Annotated in this window: 20 protein-coding genes and 4 tRNA genes; 19 read left to right on the top strand and 5 right to left on the bottom strand. The window is 72.1% G+C overall.

Going from position 1 to position 21,342, the window contains the following annotated elements; all coding sequences use genetic code 11:
- Nucleotides 1-75 precede the first annotated feature (75 nt).
- From JO379_RS15445 to JO379_RS15390, 12 genes are all read left to right on the top strand, one after another.
- Nucleotides 76-1,482: an NADH-quinone oxidoreductase subunit C gene (locus JO379_RS15445; RefSeq protein ID WP_209518714.1), complete on the top strand. Its 1,407-nt coding sequence runs from the start codon at nt 76-78 to the stop codon at nt 1,480-1,482.
- A complete protein-coding gene (locus JO379_RS15440) occupies nt 1,479-2,444 on the top strand; it encodes a complex I subunit 1/NuoH family protein (protein WP_209515386.1) in 966 nt (321 codons plus the stop codon). Before JO379_RS15445 ends, JO379_RS15440 begins: the two co-directional genes overlap by 4 nt.
- Entirely contained in the window at nt 2,444-3,004 is a 561-nt protein-coding gene (locus tag JO379_RS15435) for a NuoI/complex I 23 kDa subunit family protein (protein ID WP_130878934.1), read from the top strand. Before JO379_RS15440 ends, JO379_RS15435 begins: the two co-directional genes overlap by 1 nt.
- Nucleotides 3,001-3,609, top strand: coding sequence for an NADH-quinone oxidoreductase subunit J family protein (locus JO379_RS15430; protein WP_130878935.1), 609 nt, complete (start codon nt 3,001-3,003; stop codon nt 3,607-3,609). Before JO379_RS15435 ends, JO379_RS15430 begins: the two co-directional genes overlap by 4 nt.
- Nucleotides 3,609-4,022, top strand: coding sequence for an NADH-quinone oxidoreductase subunit NuoK (gene nuoK, locus JO379_RS15425; RefSeq protein WP_242626151.1), 414 nt, complete (start codon nt 3,609-3,611; stop codon nt 4,020-4,022). Before JO379_RS15430 ends, nuoK begins: the two co-directional genes overlap by 1 nt.
- The gene (locus JO379_RS15420) at nt 4,019-6,013 is read left to right on the top strand and encodes an NADH-quinone oxidoreductase subunit 5 family protein (protein WP_209515385.1); all 1,995 of its coding nucleotides are present in this window, start codon (nt 4,019-4,021) and stop codon (nt 6,011-6,013) included. Before nuoK ends, JO379_RS15420 begins: the two co-directional genes overlap by 4 nt.
- A 17-nt stretch (nt 6,014-6,030) precedes the next feature.
- A complete protein-coding gene (locus tag JO379_RS15415) occupies nt 6,031-7,620 on the top strand; it encodes a complex I subunit 4 family protein (protein ID WP_130879201.1) in 1,590 nt (529 codons plus the stop codon).
- On the top strand, nt 7,620-9,149 hold the full coding sequence (locus JO379_RS15410) for an NADH-quinone oxidoreductase subunit N (protein ID WP_130878937.1): 1,530 nt from the start codon (nt 7,620-7,622) through the stop codon (nt 9,147-9,149). Before JO379_RS15415 ends, JO379_RS15410 begins: the two co-directional genes overlap by 1 nt.
- A 232-nt stretch (nt 9,150-9,381) precedes the next feature.
- Nucleotides 9,382-10,245 (top strand): zinc metalloprotease HtpX, encoded by an 864-nt coding sequence (htpX, locus tag JO379_RS15405; RefSeq protein ID WP_130878938.1) that lies wholly within the window; start codon nt 9,382-9,384, stop codon nt 10,243-10,245.
- Nucleotides 10,246-10,406: 161 nt separating this feature from the next.
- Complete coding sequence (locus JO379_RS15400; RefSeq protein ID WP_130878939.1) at nt 10,407-10,799, top strand: YccF domain-containing protein; 393 nt, start codon at nt 10,407-10,409, stop codon at nt 10,797-10,799.
- An 84-nt stretch (nt 10,800-10,883) separates the two neighbouring features.
- Nucleotides 10,884-11,606 carry a hypothetical protein gene (locus tag JO379_RS15395; RefSeq protein WP_209515382.1) on the top strand — a complete coding sequence of 241 codons (723 nt, stop codon included), beginning with the start codon at nt 10,884-10,886 and terminating at the stop codon, nt 11,604-11,606.
- A 48-nt stretch (nt 11,607-11,654) separates the two neighbouring features.
- Complete coding sequence (locus tag JO379_RS15390) at nt 11,655-13,991, top strand: tetratricopeptide repeat protein (protein WP_209515380.1); 2,337 nt, start codon at nt 11,655-11,657, stop codon at nt 13,989-13,991.
- Nucleotides 13,992-14,288: 297 nt separating this feature from the next.
- Here JO379_RS15390 and JO379_RS15385 read toward each other — a convergent pair.
- A tRNA-Asp gene (locus tag JO379_RS15385) sits at nt 14,289-14,363 on the bottom strand.
- A gap of 84 nt (nt 14,364-14,447) precedes the next feature.
- A complete protein-coding gene (locus JO379_RS15380; protein ID WP_030368439.1) occupies nt 14,448-14,936 on the bottom strand; it encodes a YajQ family cyclic di-GMP-binding protein in 489 nt (162 codons plus the stop codon).
- A gap of 187 nt (nt 14,937-15,123) precedes the next feature.
- Between JO379_RS15380 and JO379_RS15375 the strand changes: the two genes are divergently transcribed.
- Nucleotides 15,124-15,205 (top strand) — tRNA-Tyr (locus JO379_RS15375).
- A gap of 98 nt (nt 15,206-15,303) precedes the next feature.
- On the opposite strand, the gene JO379_RS15370 is transcribed toward JO379_RS15375, so the two are convergent.
- Nucleotides 15,304-15,966 (bottom strand): NAD(P)H-binding protein, encoded by a 663-nt coding sequence (locus JO379_RS15370; RefSeq protein ID WP_209515377.1) that lies wholly within the window; start codon nt 15,964-15,966, stop codon nt 15,304-15,306.
- A 79-nt stretch (nt 15,967-16,045) separates the two neighbouring features.
- Nucleotides 16,046-17,320, bottom strand: a complete 1,275-nt coding sequence (locus JO379_RS15365; RefSeq protein WP_209515373.1) for an amidohydrolase family protein — start codon at nt 17,318-17,320, stop codon at nt 16,046-16,048.
- Nucleotides 17,321-17,537: 217 nt separating this feature from the next.
- Between JO379_RS15365 and JO379_RS15360 the strand changes: the two genes are divergently transcribed.
- From JO379_RS15360 to JO379_RS15335, 6 genes are all read left to right on the top strand, one after another.
- A tRNA-Thr gene (locus tag JO379_RS15360) sits at nt 17,538-17,610 on the top strand.
- A 51-nt stretch (nt 17,611-17,661) separates the two neighbouring features.
- Nucleotides 17,662-17,734 (top strand) — tRNA-Met (locus JO379_RS15355).
- Between the two features lie 85 nt (nt 17,735-17,819).
- Nucleotides 17,820-17,984 (top strand): 50S ribosomal protein L33, encoded by a 165-nt coding sequence (gene rpmG, locus JO379_RS15350; protein ID WP_087927546.1) that lies wholly within the window; start codon nt 17,820-17,822, stop codon nt 17,982-17,984.
- A gap of 90 nt (nt 17,985-18,074) precedes the next feature.
- Nucleotides 18,075-18,527, top strand: a complete 453-nt coding sequence (locus JO379_RS15345; protein WP_130878944.1) for a MaoC family dehydratase N-terminal domain-containing protein — start codon at nt 18,075-18,077, stop codon at nt 18,525-18,527.
- Nucleotides 18,527-18,958, top strand: coding sequence for a MaoC family dehydratase (locus JO379_RS15340; protein WP_130878945.1), 432 nt, complete (start codon nt 18,527-18,529; stop codon nt 18,956-18,958). The genes JO379_RS15345 and JO379_RS15340 overlap by 1 nt, the downstream gene beginning before the upstream one ends.
- A gap of 135 nt (nt 18,959-19,093) precedes the next feature.
- On the top strand, nt 19,094-20,149 hold the full coding sequence (locus JO379_RS15335) for a UDP-N-acetylmuramate dehydrogenase (RefSeq protein ID WP_209515370.1): 1,056 nt from the start codon (nt 19,094-19,096) through the stop codon (nt 20,147-20,149).
- 64 nt (nt 20,150-20,213) lie between these two features.
- Here the strand turns inward: JO379_RS15335 and JO379_RS15330 are convergent, their stop codons facing one another.
- Nucleotides 20,214-21,287: an adenosine deaminase gene (locus tag JO379_RS15330; RefSeq protein WP_130878947.1), complete on the bottom strand. Its 1,074-nt coding sequence runs from the start codon at nt 21,285-21,287 to the stop codon at nt 20,214-20,216.
- Between the last annotated feature and the right edge of the window lie 55 nt (nt 21,288-21,342).

Here is a 21,342-nt window from a genome sequence, read left to right as displayed (position 1 = left end):
CCGGAGCCGACCGAGGACGACGCCGAGTCCGCCGGACCGTCGGAGGCCCCCGCTCCCGAGCCCGTCGTCGGGTGGCTGCCGAGTGGCGCCTCCGAGCTGTTCGGCGAGGGGGCGAGCGCGGAGGAGTCGTACGGGCTGCTCACCGTGGACGTACCCGCCGCCGCGTGGATCACCGCGCTGGAGACCGCGCGGGACACCCTCGGCTGCACCTACTTCGACTGGCTGAGCGCGGTCGACGAGCCCGGCACGGGCTTCCGCATCTGCGCGCACGTCGTCGCCCTGCCCGTGGGGCCCGGCGCGGCCGGTGGCATGCGGCGGCTCGTCGTACGCACCACCGTGCCGCACGACGCCCCCGCGCTGCCCAGCGCGATCGGCGTCTACGCCGGAGCGGCGTGGCACGAACGCGAGACGTTCGAGATGTTCGGCGTCGACTTCACCGGTCACCCGCACCTGGTGCCGCTGCTGCTGCCCGAGGGCTTCGAGGGGCACCCGCTGCGCAAGGACTTCGTGCTCGCCGCGCGGGTCGCGAAGGCGTGGCCCGGGGCCAAGGAACCGGGCGAGACGGAGGGCGGTGGCCCCAAGCGCCGTCAGATGCTCCCGCCGGGCGTCCCCGACCCCAACGAGTGGGGCCCCCTCAAGGGCCAGCTCCCGCCCGCACCCGCCCGCCCGGCCCGCGGCCCCCGCGCCGCGGGTGCGGCGGGCGCCGCAGCCGCCGACCGCCCGGCCCGCCGCACGCGCAGCGTGGCCGCCGGCTCGGCGAGCCAGGCGGAACCGGCGGCCGACACTCCGGCAGCGGCTCCCGAGCGGCCTGCCCGCCGTAGCCGCAGCGTGAGCGAGGGCTCTGCGAGCCAGGCCGCACCCTCGGCCGAGGCGTCCGGTGCGGACGCCCCGGCGCGCCCTGCCCGTCGCAGCCGCAGCGCGAGCGAGGGCTCTGCGAGCCAGGCCGCGCCGCCTGCCGAGGCCGGGACGCCCGCTGCCGAGCGCCCGCGCCCGGCACCGCGCTCGGCCGACGCCCCGTGGCACCACGCCCGCCCCGCGTTCGAAGGCACACCGGGGGAGCCAGGCCCTGAGGCCGGATCCCCCAAGGGCGCCACCCCGTCGGCACCCGCCGAGGGCCCCGGGCCTGCGGCCGGGCCTGCGGCCGGGCCTGCGGCCGGGCCTGCGGCCGGGCCGACCCCGACAGCCCCCGCAGCACCACCGGCAGCTGCCGAGCCCGCCCCAGAGGCCAAGCCCGGCGCAGCCGAACCCGCAGCACCGGCCCCGGTGGCCAAGCCCGGCGCAGCCGAACCCGCTCCCGGGAGCAAGCCTGAGCCCGGCGCAGCCGAAGCCGCAGCCGAAGCCGCAGCCGAAGCCGCCGCCGAACCGCCGCCCGGCGAAGCCGAGCGCCCCGAGGGGGAGGCCCCCACGACCCGCCCGCCCAAGGGCGGTCGCGATCGCGACACCCGAGACGACGACGACCCGGCAGGAGGCGCCCCCGCATGAGCGACATCCTCGACGTGGCCGTCCGCCTGGCCGCCGTGTTCGTCGCCTTCCTCGTGCTGCCGCTCGTCCTCGGGCAGACCGAGCACAAGGTGATGGCCCATATGCAGGGCCGGCTCGGGCCGATGTACGCCGGTGGGTTCCACGGGTGGGCGCAGCTCATGGCGGACGCCGTGAAGTTCGCGCAGAAGGAAGACATCGTGCCCGCGGGCGCGGACCGGCGGATCTTCCAGCTCGCGCCGGCCGTCGCCCTGCTGCCCTACCTCCTCGTGCTCGTCGTGATCCCGATCGGGCCGGGCAACGCCGTCGGTGAGTTCATCGACGCCGGGATCTTCTTCGTCCTCGCCGTCCTGGGCATCGGCGTGCTCGGCTCGCTGATGGCCGGCTGGGCGTCGGCCAACAAGTTCTCCCTGCTCGGCGGTCTGCGGACCGCCGCGCAGCTGATGGCCTACGAGCTGCCGATGCTGCTCGCCGCGGCCTCCGTCGCGATGGCGGCCGGGACGCTGTCGCTGCCCGGCATCCTGGAGGCCTTCCACTGGTGGTGGGTGCCCTGGCAGATCGTCGGCGGCGTCGTCTTCTTCACCGCCGGGCTCGCCGAACTCCAGCGGCCCCCGTTCGACATGCCGGTCGCCGACTCCGAGATCATCTTCGGTGCGTACACCGAGTACACCGGCCTGCGCTTCGCGCTCTTCCTGTTCGCGGAGTTCGTGGGCATCGTCGTGCTCTGCGTGCTGACGACCGTCCTCTTCCTCGGCGGCTGGCACGGGCCCTTCGGGGCCGACGGCCTCGGCCCCGTGTGGACCCTGCTCAAGACGGCGCTGCTCGCCTTCGTCGTCATCTGGCTACGGGTCAGCTACCCCCGGCTCCGTGAGGACCAGCTGCAGAAGCTGGCCTGGACCGTACTCATTCCGCTCGCTCTCGCGCAGATCGCACTGACCGGCGTGATCAAGGTGGTGATCCAGTAATGGGGATTCCCGGTTCCGGCCTCGCCAAGGGCCTCGCCGTCACCCTCCGCACGATGACGCGGCGTTCGATCACCGACCAGTACCCGGACGTCCAGCCCGAGCTGTCGCCCCGCACCCGCGGAGTGATCGGCCTGTTCGAGGAGAACTGCACGGTCTGCATGCTGTGCGCCCGTGAGTGCCCCGACTGGTGCATCTACATCGACTCCCACAAGGAGACCGTGCCCCCGGCCGCGCCGGGCGGGCGGGAGCGCAGCCGCAATGTGCTCGACCGCTTCGCGATCGACTTCTCGCTCTGCATGTACTGCGGTATCTGCATCGAGGTGTGCCCCTTCGACGCGCTGTTCTGGTCGCCGGAGTTCGAGTACGCCGAGACCGACATCCACGAACTGACCCATGAGCGCGACAAGCTCCGCGAATGGATGTGGACCGTGCCGGAGCCGCCCGCGCTCGACCCGGCGGCCGAGGAGCCGAAGGAGCTCGCGGCGGCCCGGAAGACGGCCGAGAAGCTGGCCGCGCAACAAGCCGCCGAGGCGGAGAAGCAGCAGGAGGACGAGGCATGACCGGCACCGCCGACGTCACCGCGCTCGCCGCGAACGCCCACGGCTTCCTCTCCCCGACCGGCGTCGAGATCCTCTTCGTGCTGGTCGGCATCGTGACCCTCGGCGCCGCCGTCGTCACCGTCACCACCAAGCAGCTGGTGCACGCCGCCCTGTGGCTGGTGGCGGCGCTCGGCGGGCTCGCCGTGGAGTACCTGCTGCTCACGGCGGAGTTCATCGCCTGGGTGCAGGTGCTGATCTACGTCGGCTCCGTCGTCGTCCTCCTCCTCTTCGGGCTGATGCTCACCAAGGCCCCCATCGGCCGCTCCCCGGACGCGGACTCCGGCAATCGCTGGGCCGCCCTCGCGGTCGCGGCGGCCGCGGCCGCCGCGCTCGTCTGGGTGGTCGTGGACGCCTTCCGCGCCACCTGGATCGATCTCGACGGCGCCGTCCAGGGCTCCACGAAGGTCTCCGGAGAGAGCCTCTTCCGGTACTGGGTGCTGCCCTTCGAGGCGCTGTCCGTGCTGCTGCTCGCCGCCCTCGTCGGCGCGATCGTGCTCTCCCGCCGCGACATCGAAGGCGGCTCGGACAAGCAGCCCGGCAAGGCCGGCAAGGGGGGCGAGCGCTGATGCACCTCGTCTACCCCGCCGTCCTCGCCGCCCTCCTCTTCGCCGTCGGCCTCTACGGCGTGCTCGCCCGGCGCAACGCGATCCTCGTCCTGATGTCCGTCGAGCTGATGCTCAACGCCGTCAACCTCAACCTCGTCGCCTTCGACGTGTGGCTGCGCGACACGCTCCACGCCGGGCAGGCGCTCACCCTCTTCACCATCGCCATCGCCGCCGCCGAGATCGGCATCGGCCTCGCGATCGTGCTGCTCGTCTACCGCAACCGCGGCACCGCCGACGTCGACCGGCTCCGCGACCTCAACGAGGGCGAGGACGCCGAGCGCTACGCGGCCGACACGGACATCCCCGTGGACCCGGCCCGCGCCGACGGTGACCGGCCGAACGGCCCCGACAAGAAGGCAGAGGCCGTCGCGTGACGACCACGACCACCGCCGTCCTCGTCCCGCTGCTGCCCTTCCTCGGTGCCGTCGCCGGCATCCTGCTCGGCCGCCGCGCCCCCGGCTTCGTACGACCGCTGGCCATCCTGCCGACCCTCGCCGCGGCCGTGCTCGCCGTCGTCGTCGCCTGGCAGCAGGGCGGCGGCGAGGACATCGACGCCGCCACCCGGCTCACCCCGACCGGGTCCGTGCCCATCGACCTCGCCCTGCACCTCGACGGCTTCGCCGTGCTCGTCGCGGTCCTCGTCGGCGTCGTCGCGTCCTGCGTACAGCTCTACTCGACCGCCTACCTGCGCGACGCCCCCCGCTACCCCTCCTACGCGGCCCTCGTCTCCCTCTTCACCGCCGCGATGCTGCTCGTCGTCTACTCCGGCGACCTGATGGTGCTGCTGGTCGGCTGGGAGATCATGGGCGTCTGCTCGTACTTCCTCGTCGGCCACTACTGGGAGACCGAGGCCGCCCGCGCCGCCTCCCTCAAGGCCTTCCTGGTCACCAAGCTCGGCGACGTCCCCTTCCTGATCGGCATCCTCGCGCTGGCCGCCGACGCCGGAACGTTCCGCATCAACGGCATCCTGACCGCCGCCGTCTCCGGCGACGGGCTGGACCACCCGACCGTCATCGCGCTGCTGCTCCTCGCCGGAGTCGCGGGCAAGTCCGCGCAGTTCCCGCTGCACACCTGGCTGCCCGACGCGATGGCCGGCCCCACGCCCGTCTCCGCGCTGATCCACGCCGCGACGATGGTCGCCGCCGGTGTCTACTTCATCGCCCGGCTCCTGCCCGTCTTCGCCGCCTCCACCGCGGCGCTGGTCGTGCTCGCCGCGATGGCCGCGATCACCATGATCGGCTCGGCGCTCGCCGCCCTCGCCCAGGACGACATCAAACGCGTCCTCGCCTACTCGACCGTCGGCCAGCTCGGCTACATGACCGGCGCCCTCGCCGTCGGCGACCGCGGTGCCGCCGTCTTCCACCTGATCACCCACGGTGCGTTCAAGGCGCTCCTCTTCCTCGGGGCAGGCGTGATCATCCACGCCGCCGGCACCAACTCGCTGGCCGCGATGGCACGCATGGGCCACCTCACCAAGCGCATCCCCGACGCCTACTGGACGATGACCGTCGCCCTCCTCGCCCTCGCCGCGATCCCCCCGTTCAGCGGCTTCTTCTCCAAGGAAGCCGTCCTCGGCGCGGCCGAGCACGCCGCCACCGGCGACGCGAGCGGCATCCCCGGCACGGTCGGCTGGATCGTCCTGGTCGCCGGACTGCTCACCGCCCTCCTCACCGCGGGCTACGCCACCCGGCTGTGGCTGCTGGCCTTCCACGGCCGCGGCACCGAGGCCGCCGACCACGGCAAGCAGCCTGCCGTCATGAACGTCACCCTCTGGGTCCTGTTCGTCCCCGCCCTCGGGCTCGGCCTCGCCGCCTGGAAGCTCCCCGACTGGTTCGACGGGCACTCCCTCACCCCGACCCTCACCACCTCCGTCCTCGGCACCGGCTGCGCCCTCATCGGCGCGCTCGTCGTCTGGGCGGCCTGGCGGCGGACCGCCGCGCTCGCCGCCGGCACGCCCATGGGCGCCGTCGCCGCCGACCCGGACGCCGCCCCCGCGGTCTCCGAGGAGGAGGCCGTCGCCAGCCACACGGCCGCCTACGGAAACATCGCCTCCGCCCAGGACCCGGCCGACCCCGGCCGGCTCCTCCTCGGCCCCCTGCACCGCCACGCCGCCGTCGGCTTCCACCTCGACGCCGCGTACAGCGCCCTGTTCGTCCGGCCCGTGCGCGCGGGCGCCCGCCTCGCGCACTTCCTCGACCGCGAGGTCGTCGACACCTACGTACGCGGCGCGGGCGCGGCCCCCGGCCTGCTGGGACGGGCCGTCCGCCGGGCCCAGACCGGCAATGTGCAGACCTACCTCGGCGCCCTGCTCGCCGGCTCCGTCGTCCTGGCCGTCGCCGCCGTTCTCGTAGCCACCGGAGCCTGACCGTGAGTCATACCGTCATGCAGATCCTCCTCGCTGCGATCGTCGTCCTCCCCCTCCTCGGAGCCGTCGCCGCCCTGCTCCCGGCCCCTCCCGGCCTCAAGGGCAAGAGCCCCGGCCAGGCCGTGCTCCGGCACGGCGTCACCGTCACGGGCGCCGTGCTCGGGCTGTCCGTCGCCCTCGCCGCCGGCTTCGACCACGACGACCCCGCCCGGATGCAGGCGACCACCGACATCAGCTGGATCCCGGCCCTCGGCATCCGGATCCACCTCGGCGTGGACGGCGTCTCGCTCCCCCTCCTCGTGCTGACCGCGCTGCTGACCTTCCTCAGCGCGCTCTACAGCTACTTCAAAATGCCCGACGGCCCGTCACCGAAGGCATTCGTCGCACTGATCCTCGTCCTCGAGTCCGGCACCCTCGCGTCCTTCGCCGTCCTCGACCTGATGCTGTTCTTCCTCGCCTTCGAGATGGTGCTCATCCCGATGTACTTCCTCATCGCCCGCTGGGGCGGTGACGGCCGCGAGCGCGCGGCCTGGCGGTTCATCCTCTACACCCTGCTCGGCTCCGTCGTGATGCTGCTCGGCCTCCTCCTCATCGGCATCAAGGGCGGCACCTTCGACATGGTGGCACTCGCCACTGACAACGGGTCCGGGCTCAGCCACACCACCCAGCTCGTCGCGGTGCTCGCCATCGGCGTCGGCCTCGCCGTCAAGGCCCCCATGTGGCCGCTGCACAGCTGGCTGCCCGACGCCCACACCGCCGCCCCGACCGTCGGCTCGGTCCTCCTCGCGGGCGTCCTGCTGAAGATGGGCACCTACGGGTTCGTCCGCATCCTGCTGCCCATCACCCCCGACGGCGTGCACACCTTCGCGCCCTACCTCGCCGCCTTCGCGGTCGTCGGCATCATCTACGGCTCCCTGGTCTGCCTCGCCCTCGCCCGCAGCGGCGCCGGCGGCGACCTCAAGCGCCTGATCGCCTACTCCTCCGTCGGCCACATGGGCTTCGTGCTCCTCGGCATCGCCACCCTCACCCCCACCGGTGTGAACGGCGCGCTGTTCGCCAACATCGCCCACGGCCTCATCACCGGCCTGCTGTTCTTCCTCGTCGGCGCCGTCAAGGACCGCTACGGCACCAGCGACCTCGACCGGCTCTCCGGCGCGAGCGGCGCCGCGCTCTACGGCAAGGCGCCCCGCCTCGGCGGGCTCCTCGCCTTCGGCGCCGTCGCCTCGCTCGGCCTGCCCGGCCTCGCCGGGTTCTGGGGCGAGATGCTCGCGATGTTCGGCTCCTTCGAGCCCGCCGAGGGGCTCAGCCGCCCCGCCTACCTCACCTTCATGGTCATCGCCGGCTTCGGCACCCTGCTGACCGCCGCGTACATGCTGATCGTCGTGCGCCGGGTCTGCATGGGGGGCGACGGCGAGACCGGCAGCCACCCCGGCGGCCACGGCGGCGGTTCCGCACCGGCACCGACGTCGCTCCCCGACGTCCAGACGTACGAGTTCGCCGCCTGGACCCCGCTCGTCGCCCTCACCGTCCTCGCCGGACTCTGGCCCGCGGCCCTCCTCGGCCTCACCGACCCGGCCGTTCAGCAGCTCCTCCGAGGAGGCAACTGATGGGCTCCCTGGTCCAGTCCGTCGACTGGCTCGCCATCGCCCCGCCCACCATCACCGCCGTGGTGGCGCTCGTCATCCTGGTCGCCGACCTCTTCCTGCCCCAGGAGCGCAAACCCCTCCTCGGCGGGATCGCGATCGGCGGACTGCTGCTGGCCGGGCTCTCCCTGCTGCCCCTGCACGACGGTGACCGCTCCACGTTCTGCCTGAGCACCGGCACGCGCGCGTGCAGCTACTCGGCGGACCACTTCACGCTCGTCATCCAGTTCCTGGTGCTCGGCGGCGCCCTGCTGACGGCGCTTCTGTCCGTCAGTACGCTCACCGACTTCAAACTCCCCTCCGGCGAGTACTGGTTCCTGCTGCTGTCCTCCGCCGCCGGCGCCGCCCTGCTGCCCGCCTCCCGGGACCTCGCGACCCTCGTCGTGGCGCTCGAAGTGGCCTCGCTGCCCGCCTTCGCCCTCGTCGGCCTGCGCCGCGACGACCGCCGCTCCTCGGAGGCGGCGCTCAAGTTCTTCCTCTCCTCGGTCACCGCGACCGCCGTCATGCTGCTCGGCGTCAGCTTCGTCTACGCGGCCACCGGCACCCTGCACCTCACCGAGGTGGCCAGGGCCCTCACCGACGTCGACCCGCGCCTGGAAACCCTCGCCCAGGCGGGCGTCGCCCTCACCCTCGTCGGCTTCGCCTTCAAGACCGCGGCCGTGCCCTTCCACTTCTGGGTACCCGACACCTACGTGGGCGCCCCGCTGCCCATCGCCGCCTACCTGTCGGTCATCGGCAAGGCCGTCGGCTTCACCGGCCTCATCCTCGTGACCGTCGTCGGCTTCCCCTCGTACTCCGACATCTGGGGCCCGGCCCTCGCCGTCCTCGCCGCCCTCACCATGACCGTGGGCAACGCCGCCGCGCTGCGCCAGCGCGCGGACCGCGCCCACAGCGCCGTACGCCTGCTGGCCTGGTCCTCCGTCGGCCAGGCGGGCTATCTGCTGGTGCCGATCGCCGCCGCGGCGTACACCGACGACCCGGCCCACGCCATCGGCTCCACCGTCGCGTACGCCCTGATGTACGCCGTCGTGAACCTCGGCGCCTTCGCCGTGGCCGCGCTCGTCGCCCGTACGCGCCCCGCCAACCGCATCACGGACTACCGGGGCCTCTACGCCCGCCGTCCGCTCGCCGCCCTGGCCATGGGCTTCTTCCTGCTCTGCCTGGCCGGGCTGCCGCCGGGGATCATCGGCCTGTTCGCCAAGGTCACCGTCTTCTCGGCGGCGGTCGACGCGGGCCTGGGCTGGCTGGCGGTCGTCATGGCGGTCAACGTCGTGATCGCGCTCTACTACTACCTCCAGTGGACGGCGGTCCTCTTCCGCGCGCCGGAGGAGGCCGCGCCGGAAGACTCGGAGACCGCTTCGCCCGGCGGACAGCAGCGGCTGCGGGTGCCGGCCCCCCTGGCGACGGCGATCGCCCTCGCCGCCGTCCTCGGCATCGCCCTCTCCGGCGCCCCGCAGCTCGTCCTGCGCTTCGCCTCCGGCGCCCTGCTGTAACGCGGCTCCCGAACCGCCCGCAGGCGGGCCGCACGGTCACCCGTACGGCCCTACGGGCGGGCGGCGCGCTGCCCGGTGCCCGGCCGGGGCGCGCGCGGTGCGCGTGAGGGAACCAGCCACCTTCATCTGGCGTTGACCAGTTCGGAAGGTTCCACTGGAACGTGGAAGCGGAAGCGCAAGGTGGCAGCACCGAGCAAAGGGTTCCCCTGCCGCACCATTTGGAGGGCGTACCGTGCACCGCCGGCACAACGGGTTGAAGACCGCCGTACTCCTCGGTGGGCTGTCCGCACTCATCATCGTCATCGGCAGCCTCTTCGGACGTACGGGCCTGATCGTCGCCGTCCTCGTGGCGCTCGGCACCAACGCCTACGCCTACTGGAACAGCGACAAGCTCGCGCTGCGCGCGATGCGCGCCCGGCCGGTCAGCGAGTTCGAGGCCCCGCAGCTCTACCGCATGGTCCGCGAGCTCTCCACCGCCGCCCGCCAGCCGATGCCCCGCCTCTACATCTCCCCGACCGAGGCCCCCAACGCCTTCGCCACCGGCCGCAACCCGCGCAACGCCGCCGTCTGCTGCACCGACGGCATCCTGCGCCTCCTCGACGAGCGCGAGCTGCGCGGCGTCATCGGCCATGAACTCAGCCACGTCTACAACCGCGACATCCTCATCTCCTCGGTGGCGGGCGCGCTCGCCTCGGTGGTGATGTTCCTGGTCAACTTCGCCTGGCTGATCCCCTTCGGCCGCTCGGACGACGACGAGGGCCCCGGTCTCATCGGCATGGTCATGATCATGCTGCTGGGCCCGATCGCCGCGTCCGTCATCCAGCTCGCCGTCAGCCGCTCCCGCGAATACGAGGCCGACGCCTCCGGCGCCCGCCTCACCGGCGACCCCCTCGCCCTCGCCGACGCCCTCCGCAAACTCGACGCCGGCACCAAGCGGCTGCCCCTGCCGCCCGAGCCGCGCCTGGAGACCGCGAGCCACATGATGATCGCGAACCCGTTCCGCGCGGGCGGGGGCATGTCCAAGCTGTTCTCCACCCACCCGCCGATGGCGGAGCGCATCAGCCGCCTGGAGCGGATGGCGGGCCACCGGGGGTAGGCCCGGCGGCGCCCCGGCCGACGGGCCAGGCGCGCCTGACGCGCAGCGTGTCCACTGCGTGGCCGGCGAGTAAGGCCATCGCCTGCGGGTAGCGGCAACCACAGGCCAGCGCCCAGGCGTCTCAGTGGCCAAGGAGCCAGTTGCGTGGAAGGCTGTTGAATATGAAGTTTGTCCTGAATGTCATCTGGCTGGTTCTCTGTGGCCTCTGGATGGCACTCGCCTATGTCCTCGCGGGCCTGATCTGCTGTGTTTTGATCATCACCATCCCCTGGGGCATTGCCTCGTTCCGTATCGCTGCCTTCGCCCTGTGGCCCTTCGGCCGTACGACGGTGGAGCGGCGTGACGCCGGCGCGGGCTCGTTGCTCGGCAACGTCATCTGGTTCGTCTTCGCCGGATGGTGGCTGGCGCTCGGCCACATCCTCACGGGCATCGCCCTGTGCGTCACGATCATCGGTATCCCGCTGGGCATCGCCAACTTCAAGCTGATCCCCATCTCGCTGATGCCGCTCGGCCGCGAAATCGTCCCCACGAACGCCCCGTTCGCGACGCGCTGACGAGGCCGGCGAAGTCCCAGGCGCAAGCCGACGGCTTGTGGAAGGGTCGTGCCTGTTCGATCGGTACGGCTCAGGGGGGCCGCGGTGCCCAAGAAGAAGAACGCTCGGAAGAAGGCGGCTGTCCGGGACGAGGCGGGCTGGGCCGAGCGTCGTCGACTCGTGCGGCAAGAGGCGCTGCGCAAGGTACGGAAAGGGCGCTCTCGGTCAGCCGGGGAGGAGGGGCACGAGATATCCCGGGCATTGGAAGGCCGACTGGCCGCCTTCCGGGAGACATTCCAGGAACCGGCGCGCAGGACCGGGCCGGACGTCGGGGGCGTGGGCGCCGCCGCCGAGGCCCCGCAGGACGTCGACCCGCAGGCCGATGCCGCGGACCTTCTGGAGCCGCTTGTCGGCGCGATCGTCGAGGCCGAGGACCCGCGCATCGCCCTGCGCGTACACGTCGGTCTGGAACGCATCAGCGACCTGGAAGGCCCAGAGGCGGCCGGCTACTTCGGGGCGACCCTCTTGGCCGTCGTCTTCGGCTGGCTCGTCGGCGCGCGTGAGGCCGGGCTCACGCCACGGGAAGCCGGGCGGGCCGTGGAGTGGATCCGGGACGCATGCGGTGCCGACGCCGAGCGGGCGGTGCTGATCCTGGCCGGTCTCATCGGCCACGCCGACGCCTGGGACGGCACGGTCGACGACGCCATGGACGAGCTGGGAGACGCGTTCCTCCCCGCGGCCATCTGGCTGGTCGCCGGCGTCGTGGCCACGGCCGGCGGCGGGGACACGGCCTGGCTGCGGCAGTTCGACCTCGCCCCGGCCGGCTGAGAGGCCGAGGTGACGACACACAACGAGTTCGGTGGGCGCGCCGAGCATGTGATCCAGGGCCGCGACATCGGCGTCACGTTCAGCCTTCCGGACCGGCCGCCGCCGGCGCTCGCGGGGCTGCCTCCGTGTTCCACCACCTTCGTGGGGCGCGACCGGCAAGTCCGGGATCTCATCGAGGGTTTGGCCCCGTCCACGGAAGGCCAGGTGCCGGTGGCGGTCGTGACGGGGCCGGCCGGCGTGGGCAAGACGGAGCTGGTGCTCCAGGCCGCGGGGCATGCCCTGCGGCAGCCCGGCTGGTTTCCCGGCGGGGTCCTGTTCGTCGACCTCTTCGGATACGACAGCGCGCGGCGGGTCGCACCGTCCCAGGCGCTCGTCACCCTTTTGCACGCCCTCGGGGTGCCGAGCGAACACGTCCCACCCGAACTCCCCGAGCGCGCGCAGCTCTTCCGTACCGTGCTCGCCACACGCGCCGAAGCCGGTCGACGCGTGCTGATGGTGTTGGACAACGCCTCGAGCGAAGAGGACGTACGGCACCTCCTGCCGAGCGACGAAGGCACCGCCGTCCTCATCTCCTCACGCCACACACTGGCCGGGCTGGATGCCCGACCGCACAGGCTCGGGCTGCTTCCCGCCGACGCCGGCGTCACGCTGCTCCGGGACGTGCTCCGGCAGGCCTGCGAGCGCGATACGAGGGTGAGTGACGCACCGCAGGACGCGAAGCGGCTCACCGAGCTCTGCGACGGTCTGCCCTTGGCGCTGCGCATCGTGGCCTCGCTCCTCGTGGACAGGCCCAACCGGCCGTTGTCGTCCATTCGCGAGGCCCTGGAGGACGGTCGCTCGCGGCTGGACACTCTGAGCCGCGAGGAGCGTGCCGTACGGGCGGCCTTCGACCTCTCCTACGAACAGCTCTCCCCGGGCCAGGCGCGGTTGTTCCGGTTGCTCTGCCTGAACCCCGGCCCGGACTTCTCGACAGAGGCCGCGGCCCAGTTGAACGGTTCCGGCATCCCCGAGGCCGACCGGCTCCTGGACGGCCTCGCCCGCATGCACTTGGTCGCGCTCGGCCGCACGGACGGTCGCTGGCGCCTGCACGACCTCGTCCGCCTGTACGCCGCCGATTGCCTTCGGGCGGAGGGCGATGAGCGTGACGGGGGTGACAGCCTGCATCGCCTCTGGCTCCACTACTGCGGGGTCAGTCTCGATGCGAAGGACCGCGCGTTCGTCAACGGGGATGACGCGCAGCCTGCGGAGAGCCGCTTCAAGTGCCGTGCCGATGCACTGGATTGGCTGGATGCCGAGCGCCATTCGCTCATGGCCGTGGCGCTGTCGACTCACCGGGGCGGTGACGACGTGGTGTGCGTGGCGATCGCCCTGCACATTTCGCCGTTCCTGCGGGACTTTCGCTACCTTGACGACGCCGTCGCCGTCCTCGACGCCGCGGTCAGGTCGAGCCGGAAACTCAAGGAGCCGGGCGATGAGACCATCCTCCTGACCAGGCTCGGTCTCGTCTACCGCGACCTTCGGAAGCTAAAGAAGTCCATGCGCGCGCATGCCAGGGCGATCGCGTTGTCCCGGAAGCACAAAGACCTGAGCGGCCGGGCCAGCGCCCTGAACAATCTCGGCCTGACGCTGTACGACCTGCGGCGTTTCGATGAGGCGGTCGACGCCCACGCGAAAGCCGAAAAAATCTTCCGACGTCTGGCTGACGAGCACGGGGCCGCGCAGGCACTGTCGAACATCGGGGAAACGCTGACCGCGGTGGGAAGGACGGGGGAAGCGGCCGCGATCCACCGTCGCGCGGCGAAGATCTACCGCACGTCGGGTGACCGGCTCGGCTATGCCCAGGCGCTGGGCGGCCTGGGGATGGCGCTGCGCAATGACGGAAAGCTGAACAAGGCCGTCGCCGCCCACACCGAGGCGGTCTCCCTCATGCGGGAGCTGGACGCCCCGCATCCGCTGGCGATCGAGCTGGGCAACCTCGGGGTCGGGCTCTTCATGGTCGAGAAGTACAAGGAGTCGCGCGCCGCCCAGGAGGCGGCCCTGGAGATATTCGAGCGCATGGGTGATCGCCACGGCCAGGCGAAGGTCAAGGGAAATATCGGCCTGGTCCGGCAGAAGCAGGAGAAGTGGACCAAGGCCGCCGAGGCCCACACCGAGGCGGCCGAGCTGTTCGCGGAGACCGGGGACGACCACGGTCTCGCCATGGAGCTGGAGCACCTGGCCCAGGCGCTGGCACCCCAAGGCCTGCTGGCCGAGGCGTTCGAGAATTTCCTGCTGGCCGCCGGCCTGTTCGAGCAGGTGGGGGATGCGGGGGCGGCGCGAACGGCCGCCAGGTGGGCGGACGTCGTCTGGCAGGTCGCCGAAGAGCTGTCCACCGGCCACGGCTGAGCGGTTTGTCGTGCCGACCGCGGGCTGGCGTCTTGCCGCCGTGCGGCAGCGGACGCCCTGCGGGCGCGTCATGAATCGTCAGCGGACGCGCACTCGACACCGCGAAGGCCCGCCGGGCGGGCCCTGGTTGCTCGAACCGCCTGCCCTGGCCCGTTGTCCACACCGCCTGGGCGGTCAGGCGGCGGAAGCGCCATTCCTGGCCCGTCCGCACCACCTTGCCCGTGAACGTGTCGAGGCCGTCACCTCGAAACGTACGGACGGACAGACACAGGCGCCGGCGTGCGCGAAGTCCGAAGGGGCGGGGCGGCCGGATTCGAACCGGCGTCCTCCTCCATGACGTGTAGGCGCACTGCCTCTGTGCTACGACCCCGCCTTGCGGTGATCATAACCAGACTGCCCGGCGCGGAACCGGTCGCGGCCGGAGCCCGCGCCGAGGCGGTCTGAACTGCCGCGTGATTACCGGTAGTTCACGAACTGGATCGCGAAGTCCAGGTCCTTGCCCTTGAGGAGCGCCTGGACGGCCTGGAGGTCGTCACGGCTCTTGGAGCTGACGCGCAGCTCGTCGCCCTGGACCTGCGCCTTGACGCCCTTCGGGCCCTCATCGCGGATGATCTTGGCGACCTTCTTCGCGTTCTCCTGCGAGATCCCCTCCTCGATCGAGGCGAAGATCTTGTACTCCTTGCCGGAGGCCTGCGGCTCGCCCGCGTCCAGCGACTTCAGCGAGATACCGCGCTTGACCAGCTTGGTCTCGAAGATGTCGAGAACCGCCTTGACCCGCTCCTCGGCGTTGGCGCGCATCTCGATCTTCTCGCCGGACCAGGCGATCGAGGCGCCGACGCCCTTGAAGTCGTAGCGCTGCGAGATCTCCTTGGCGGCCTGGTTGAGGGCGTTGTCGACCTCCTGCCGCTCGACCTTCGAGACGATGTCGAAACTGGAGTCGGCCATATTGAGTTGGCTCCTCGTACGTAGATCCATCAGGGGTACGGCCCCGGAGGGCCGCTGCCAGCCTAGCCACCCGGGGCCCGATCGAGGGGCCGCGAATCGAGTGGCGGACCACCCCTGGTCATCGGGTATGGTTTACGTCGTTGCCACGGACAACCGCCGCGAGGTGGGAATCCAGGCAGCAACCCTTGGCGGTGTGCCCGAGTGGCCAAAGGGAGCAGACTGTAAATCTGCCGGCTCAGCCTACCCAGGTTCGAACCCTGGCGCCGCCACGGAACGAGACCCCCGACCTTCTGGTCGGGGGTCCTTTCGTTTTCCGGCGGCAGACCGGCGGAAGACCGGCGGAAGCCAATCGGCGGCAGCCGGCCCGCTACCCCGCCGCGACCGTCTTGACCGCCTGTTCCACCGGGACGTCGCCGCCGACCAGCTCCAGCGTGCGGCCCGCCGTGCCCGGCTCGGCGAGGACCGCCGCCAGGACCGCCGCCACGTCGTCGCGGGTCACCTCGCCCCGGCCCGTCGACTCCGCCAGCGTCACCCGGCCCGTGCCGGGGTCGTCCGTGAGCCGGCCCGGGCGCAGAACGGTCCAGTCCAGCCCGGCCCGGGAACGGACGTCGTCGTCCGCCGCGCCCTTCGCCCGCAGATAGGCCGCGAAGACCGGGTCCGTGCCCTCCGGCGGCTCGCGGTCCGCGCCCATGGACGAGACGATCACGTAGCGGCGGACCCCGGCCGCCTCCGCCGCGTCGGCGAAGAGGGAAGCCGCGGCCCGGTCCACGGTGTCCTTGCGCTCGATGCCGCTGCCCGGCCCGGCCCCGGCCGCGAAGACCGCGGCGTCCGCGCCCTCCAGATGCCGGACGAGCTCCTCGACCGTCGCCGACTCCAGATCGCACACGACCGGCTCGGCGCCCGCCGCGAGGAGCGCGCCCGCCTGCCCCGGCTTGCGGATCACACCCGCTACCTCGTCACCGCGCCCGGCGAGCAAACGCTCCAGCCGTAGCGCGATCTGACCATGTCCACCAGCGATGACAATGCGCATGTCTTCGACCGTACGCCGTACGCACCGGGCCGCCATCGGACGCACGGACAAGATCGGCCACTTCCCCCCGGGCGGCCCGTCAGCCCGGCTCGCCGCCGCCCCGTGAGGACTGCCGGGGCAGGTCCAGGGCCACCATCGCCCGGGAGTCCCGGAACTCCCGCACCGCGCTCGTACGGGCCACCACCCGCCCCTCGTGGACCACCAGGCGGCTGTACGCGAGCGAGAGCATCCCCGCGACCCCGCTGCCCCGCACGGCCAGCAGCTCGGCGGGGAAGCCCGCCTCCACCCGCACCTCCGGCAGCCCCATCGCCGCCCGCGCCCGGTCGCTGACGGCCGCGTACGCCTCCTCGGGGCGGAGCTCGCCGCGCGAGGCCAGCAGGAACGCGGCCTCGAGGGGGTCGCCCCGGCCCACCGGGTTGGCCGCGTCCCGCAGCGCACCGCTGCCCGCCGCCACCTCGACGCCCGCCGCCCGCAGCAGCCGCACCGGCGCGCAGGTCGAGACCCGGCCCCGCTGCGGGCCCGACGCGCAGCAGTCGCCCTGGGGCAGGCAGACCACGGTCACGCCGGCCGCCGCGAGCTGTTCGGCCGCCCGCGTCGCCGGCTCGCGGGGCAGCCGGGCCAGACCGCCGCACGGGCCCAGGGTGACGCCGGGCCGCAGGCCCCCGGCCATGGCGGCCAGCCGGGCGAGCCGGGCCGGGTCGTCACCGTCCGTGTGCAGATCCACGGCGCAGCCGTGCTCGGCGGCGATGTCCAGGACGGCCTCGGCGTAACCCGTCGGGTCGGGGTCGAGGTCGGGGCAGCCGCCGACGACGGACGCGCCCATCTTCACGGCGTCCCGCAGCATGGCCAGCCCGTCGGCCCCGGCGGCGCCGGTCAGCAGCCGGGGCACCGCGACGGCGGTCAGGTCGGTGAGGCCGCGCAGCGCCCGGCGCGCCTGGAGCACCGCCTCCAGCGACCGCAGGCCCTGGACGTCACCGATCCGGACGTGGGAGCGCAGCGCGGTCGCGCCGTGGCCGAGTTGCAGCAGCGCGGCCTCCGTGGTGCGCCGCTGGACGTCCTCGACGGCGTACGAGACGGGGCCGCCGATGTCCGCGGTCAGCGCGGTGTCGCAGTGCGCGTGGGGCTCGGCGGGGGCGGGCAGCAGGAGATAGCCGCAGAGGTCGACGCGGGGCCCGGGCACGAGGCTGCCGGCCGTTCCGACGGCCTCGATGCGGCCGTTGCTGAGCCGGACGTCCACGGTGCGGCCGTCGGCGAGCCGGGCGCCGCAGAGCACCAAGGCACCCCCGCCGTGCGGGGGCGGGCCGACGGCGTCGCCGTCGGGCTTCCTCGGCGGCTGCGGCTGGCTGTCGGGCATGGCGCTCCTCCGGGCCGGTGGCGAGGCATGATCACGCAGCTGGAACGAGCCTAGGGCGCAGGTGGGGCGGCTTCGAGGAGGCGGCCAATAGTCGTACTGCTGTGGCCCCTGGGGCCCTCGGGGAGGGGCCCGGCGAGAGCCGCGAGAAGGCCCTGCGTACGGCGGTCCGATACGGATTTCACCTTCGGCCGCAGACCGTGTAATGTCTTCCTCGCTCGCCCCAATAGCTCAGTCGGCAGAGCGTCTCCATGGTAAGGAGAAGGTCTACGGTTCGATTCCGTATTGGGGCTCTGGTGTGTGAGGTTCCTCGCCTGTGAGGGCGAGGATCTCTCTCGCATCAAAGCGGTGTAGCTCAGTCGGTAGAGCAAGCGGCTCATAATCGCTGTGTCACCGGTTCAAGTCCGGTCACCGCTACACACAGTAGCCGATTGTGGGGTCGGTCCTCCGATCGGCTACTCTTTTATGCGTTCATCCGTCCATTCCGTCAAGGAGCACTCACGTGGCTGCCACCGACGTCCGCCCGAAGATCACGCTGGCCTGCGTGGAGTGCAAGGAGCGGAACTACATCACCAAGAAGAACCGGCGTAACGACCCGGACCGACTGGAGATGAAGAAGCACTGCCCGCGTTGCAAGGCGCACACCGCGCACCGCGAAACGCGATAACACTCAGGCTCGTTCGTGAGGCCGTCCCCATTTTTTGGGGGCGGCCTCACGGCGTATCCCCACCCAGTCCACTCTGGAGGTGCCGAGCCGATGGCGCTCGACCAGTCCTTCGTCGGACGGACCTATCCGGCCACCGACCCGTATGAGGTCGGCCGGGAGAAGATCCGCGAATTCGCCGAGGCCGTCGGCGATGCCAATCCGGTGTACCGCGACCCCGAAGCCGCCAAGGCGCTCGGTCATTCGGACGTGATCGCCCCGCCGACTTTCGTGTTTGCGATCACATTCAAGGCGGCCGGGCAGGTCATCCAGGACCCGCAGCTGGGCCTGGACTACGACCGCGTGGTGCACGGCGACCAGAAGTTCGCCTACACCCGCCCGGTCCGCGCCGGTGACCGGCTGTCGGTCACCTCCACGATCGAGTCGATCAAGTCCCTGGCGGGCAACGACGTGCTGTCGGTGCGTGGCGAGGTCCACGACGAGAGCGGCGAGCACGTGGTGACCGCGCACACGATGCTGGTGGCCCGCGCCGCCGAGGAGGCGTGATGACCGCCCGGATTTCGTACGACGAGGTAGCGGTCGGCACCGAGCTGCCCGCCCAGTCCTTCCCGGTGACGCGCGCCACGCTCGTGCAGTACGCGGGCGCCTCCGGCGACTTCAACCCGATCCACTGGAACGAGAAGTTCGCCAAGGAGGTCGGGCTGCCGGACGTCATCGCGCACGGCATGTTCACCATGGCCGAGGCGATCCGTGTGGTGACCGACTGGGCCGGCGACCCGGCCTCCGTGGTCGAGTACGGCGTGCGCTTCACCAAACCGGTCGTCGTGCCGAACGACGACCAGGGCGCGGTCATCGAGGTCAGCGCCAAGGTCGCGGCCAAGGACGACGAGGCCCGCACGGTCCGCGTCGATCTCGTGGCCAAGAGCGACGGCCAGAAGGTGCTGGGCATGTCCCGCGCCACGGTCCGCCTCGCCTGAACACGAGACGTAAGGGGCACCCGCGATTGCGGGTGCCCCTTACGCATGCCCGCTACGGACGGTGACGGGTTCGCAGGGGGCCCGGCGTCCAGGGACCCGCAGGGCCCGGCGCAGCGCCCCCGTACTCTTGTGCTCGTGCAGGAACTCCACGACGCCCCCCTCGCCCCCCTGACCACCTTCCGCCTCGGCGGCCCCGCGACCCGTCTGGTCACGGCCACCACCGACGACGAGGTCATCGCGGTCGTCCGCGAGGCCGACGCGAGCGGCACCCCGCTGCTGATCATCGGCGGCGGCAGCAACCTGGTCATCTCCGACAAGGGCTTCGAGGGCACCGCCCTGCGCATCGCCACCACCGGCTTCCGCCTCGACGGCACCCGCCTGGAGCTGGCCGCCGGCGAGAACTGGTCCGACGCCGTGGCCCGCACCGTCGAGGCCGGTCTGGCCGGCATCGAGTGCATGGCCGGCGTGCCGGGCTCCGCCGGTGCCACCCCGATCCAGAACGTCGGCGCCTACGGGCAGGAGGTCTCGGCGACCATCACCGAGGTCGTCGCCTACGACCGCCGTGCCGACGAGGTCGTCACCATCCCCAACGCCGACTGCGGCTTCTCCTACCGCCACAGCCGCTTCAAGCAGGACCCCACGCGTTTCGTCGTGCTGCGCGTCCGCTTCGAGCTGGAGGACGCGGGCGGCCTGTCCGCGCCCCTGAAGTACCCCGAGACCGCCCGGACCCTCGGTGTCGAGGCCGGCGAGCGCGTACCCGCCGCCACGGCCCGCGAGACGGTGCTGAAGCTGCGTGCGGGCAAGGGCATGGTCCTCGACGCCGAGGACCACGACACCTGGTCCGCCGGATCCTTCTTCACCAACCCGATACTCACCGAGGCCGAGCACGCGGCCTTCCTGGCCCGCGCGGCGGAGCGGCTGGGACCGGACGTCACGCCGCCCGCCTACCCGGCGGGTGACGGGTTCACCAAGACGTCGGCGGCGTGGCTCATCGACAAGGCGGGCTTCACGAAGGGGTACGGGGCCGGGCCGGCCCGGATCTCGACGAAGCACACGCTCGCGCTGACGAACCGGGGCGGGGCCACGACCGAGGACCTGCTCGCGCTCGCGCGGGAGGTCCGGGACGGGGTGTTCGCGGCGTTCGGCGTGACGCTGGTGAACGAGCCGGTCACCGTGGGCGTCAGTCTGTAGGGACGCTTTCCCCTACCCGCCCCTTCCCGTAACCGGGGGCTCCGCCCCCCGGGCCCCCGGCTCCTCAAACGCCGGACGGGCTGGACCCATCCAGCCACTGATCGATCTCCGCGAGCAGCTTCTCCCGCACACCCGTCGGCGCAGCCGACCCCCGTACCGACTGCCTCGCCAGCTCCGCCAGCTCCGCGTCCGTGAAGCCGTGGTGCTCGCGGGCCAGCTCGTACTGGGCGGCCAGGCGGGAGCCGAAGAGCAGTGGGTCGTCCGCGCCCAGCGCTATCGGCACGCCCGCCTCGTACAGGGTCCGCAGCGGCACGTCCGCGGGCTTCTCGTAGACGCCCAGGGCCACGTTCGACGAGGGGCAGACCTCGCACGTCACGCCGCGCTCGGCGAGCTTGCGCAGCAGGCGCGGGTCCTCGGCGGCGCGGACGCCGTGGCCCACGCGGCCCGCGTGCAGATCGTCCAGGCAGTCGCGCACGCTGCTGGGCCCCGACAGCTCGCCGCCGTGCGGGGCGGCCAGCAGACCGCCCTCGCGGGCGATCTCGAAGGCGCGGTCGAAGTCGCGGGCGAGGCCGCGCCGCTCGTCGTTGGAGAGACCGAAGCCGACCACGCCGCGGTCGGCGTAGCGCACCGCGAGGCGGGCGAGGGTGCGGGCGTCCAGCGGGTGCTTCATGCGGTTCGCGGCGACGAGCACCCGCATGCCCAGCCCGGTCTCCCGCGAAGCGCTGTCCACCGCGTCCAGGATGATCTCCAGCGCGGGGATCAGCCCGCCCAGCCGCGGTGCGTACGAGGTGGGGTCGACCTGGATCTCCAGCCAGCGCGAGCCGTCGCGGACGTCCTCCTCGGCGGCCTCGCGCACCAGGCGCCGGATGTCGTCGGGGGAGCGCAGACAGGACCGGGCGATGTCGTACAGCCGCTGGAAGCGGAACCAGCCGCGCTCGTCCGTGGCGCGCAGCCGGGGCGGCTCGCCGCCGCTCAGGGCCTCGGGCAGGTGCACGCCGTACTTGTCCGCCAGCTCGATCAAGGTCGAGGGGCGCATCGAGCCCGTGAAGTGCAGATGCAGATGGGCCTTCGGCAGCAAACGGACGTCACGGAAGGATTCGCTGGGGTACGGGGGCTGCTCCCCGGAAGACTGCCGCATCCCAGGATCTTGCCGTATACGTGTGACAAGCGGTAGGGGAATTACCTGAACGAGG

This window comes from Streptomyces syringium, from assembly GCF_017876625.1.
In the GTDB taxonomy this organism is placed as follows: domain Bacteria; phylum Actinomycetota; class Actinomycetes; order Streptomycetales; family Streptomycetaceae; genus Streptomyces; species Streptomyces syringius.
Note: the sequence above shows the minus strand (reverse complement) of the source record. Positions and strands in the feature narration are given on the sequence as shown.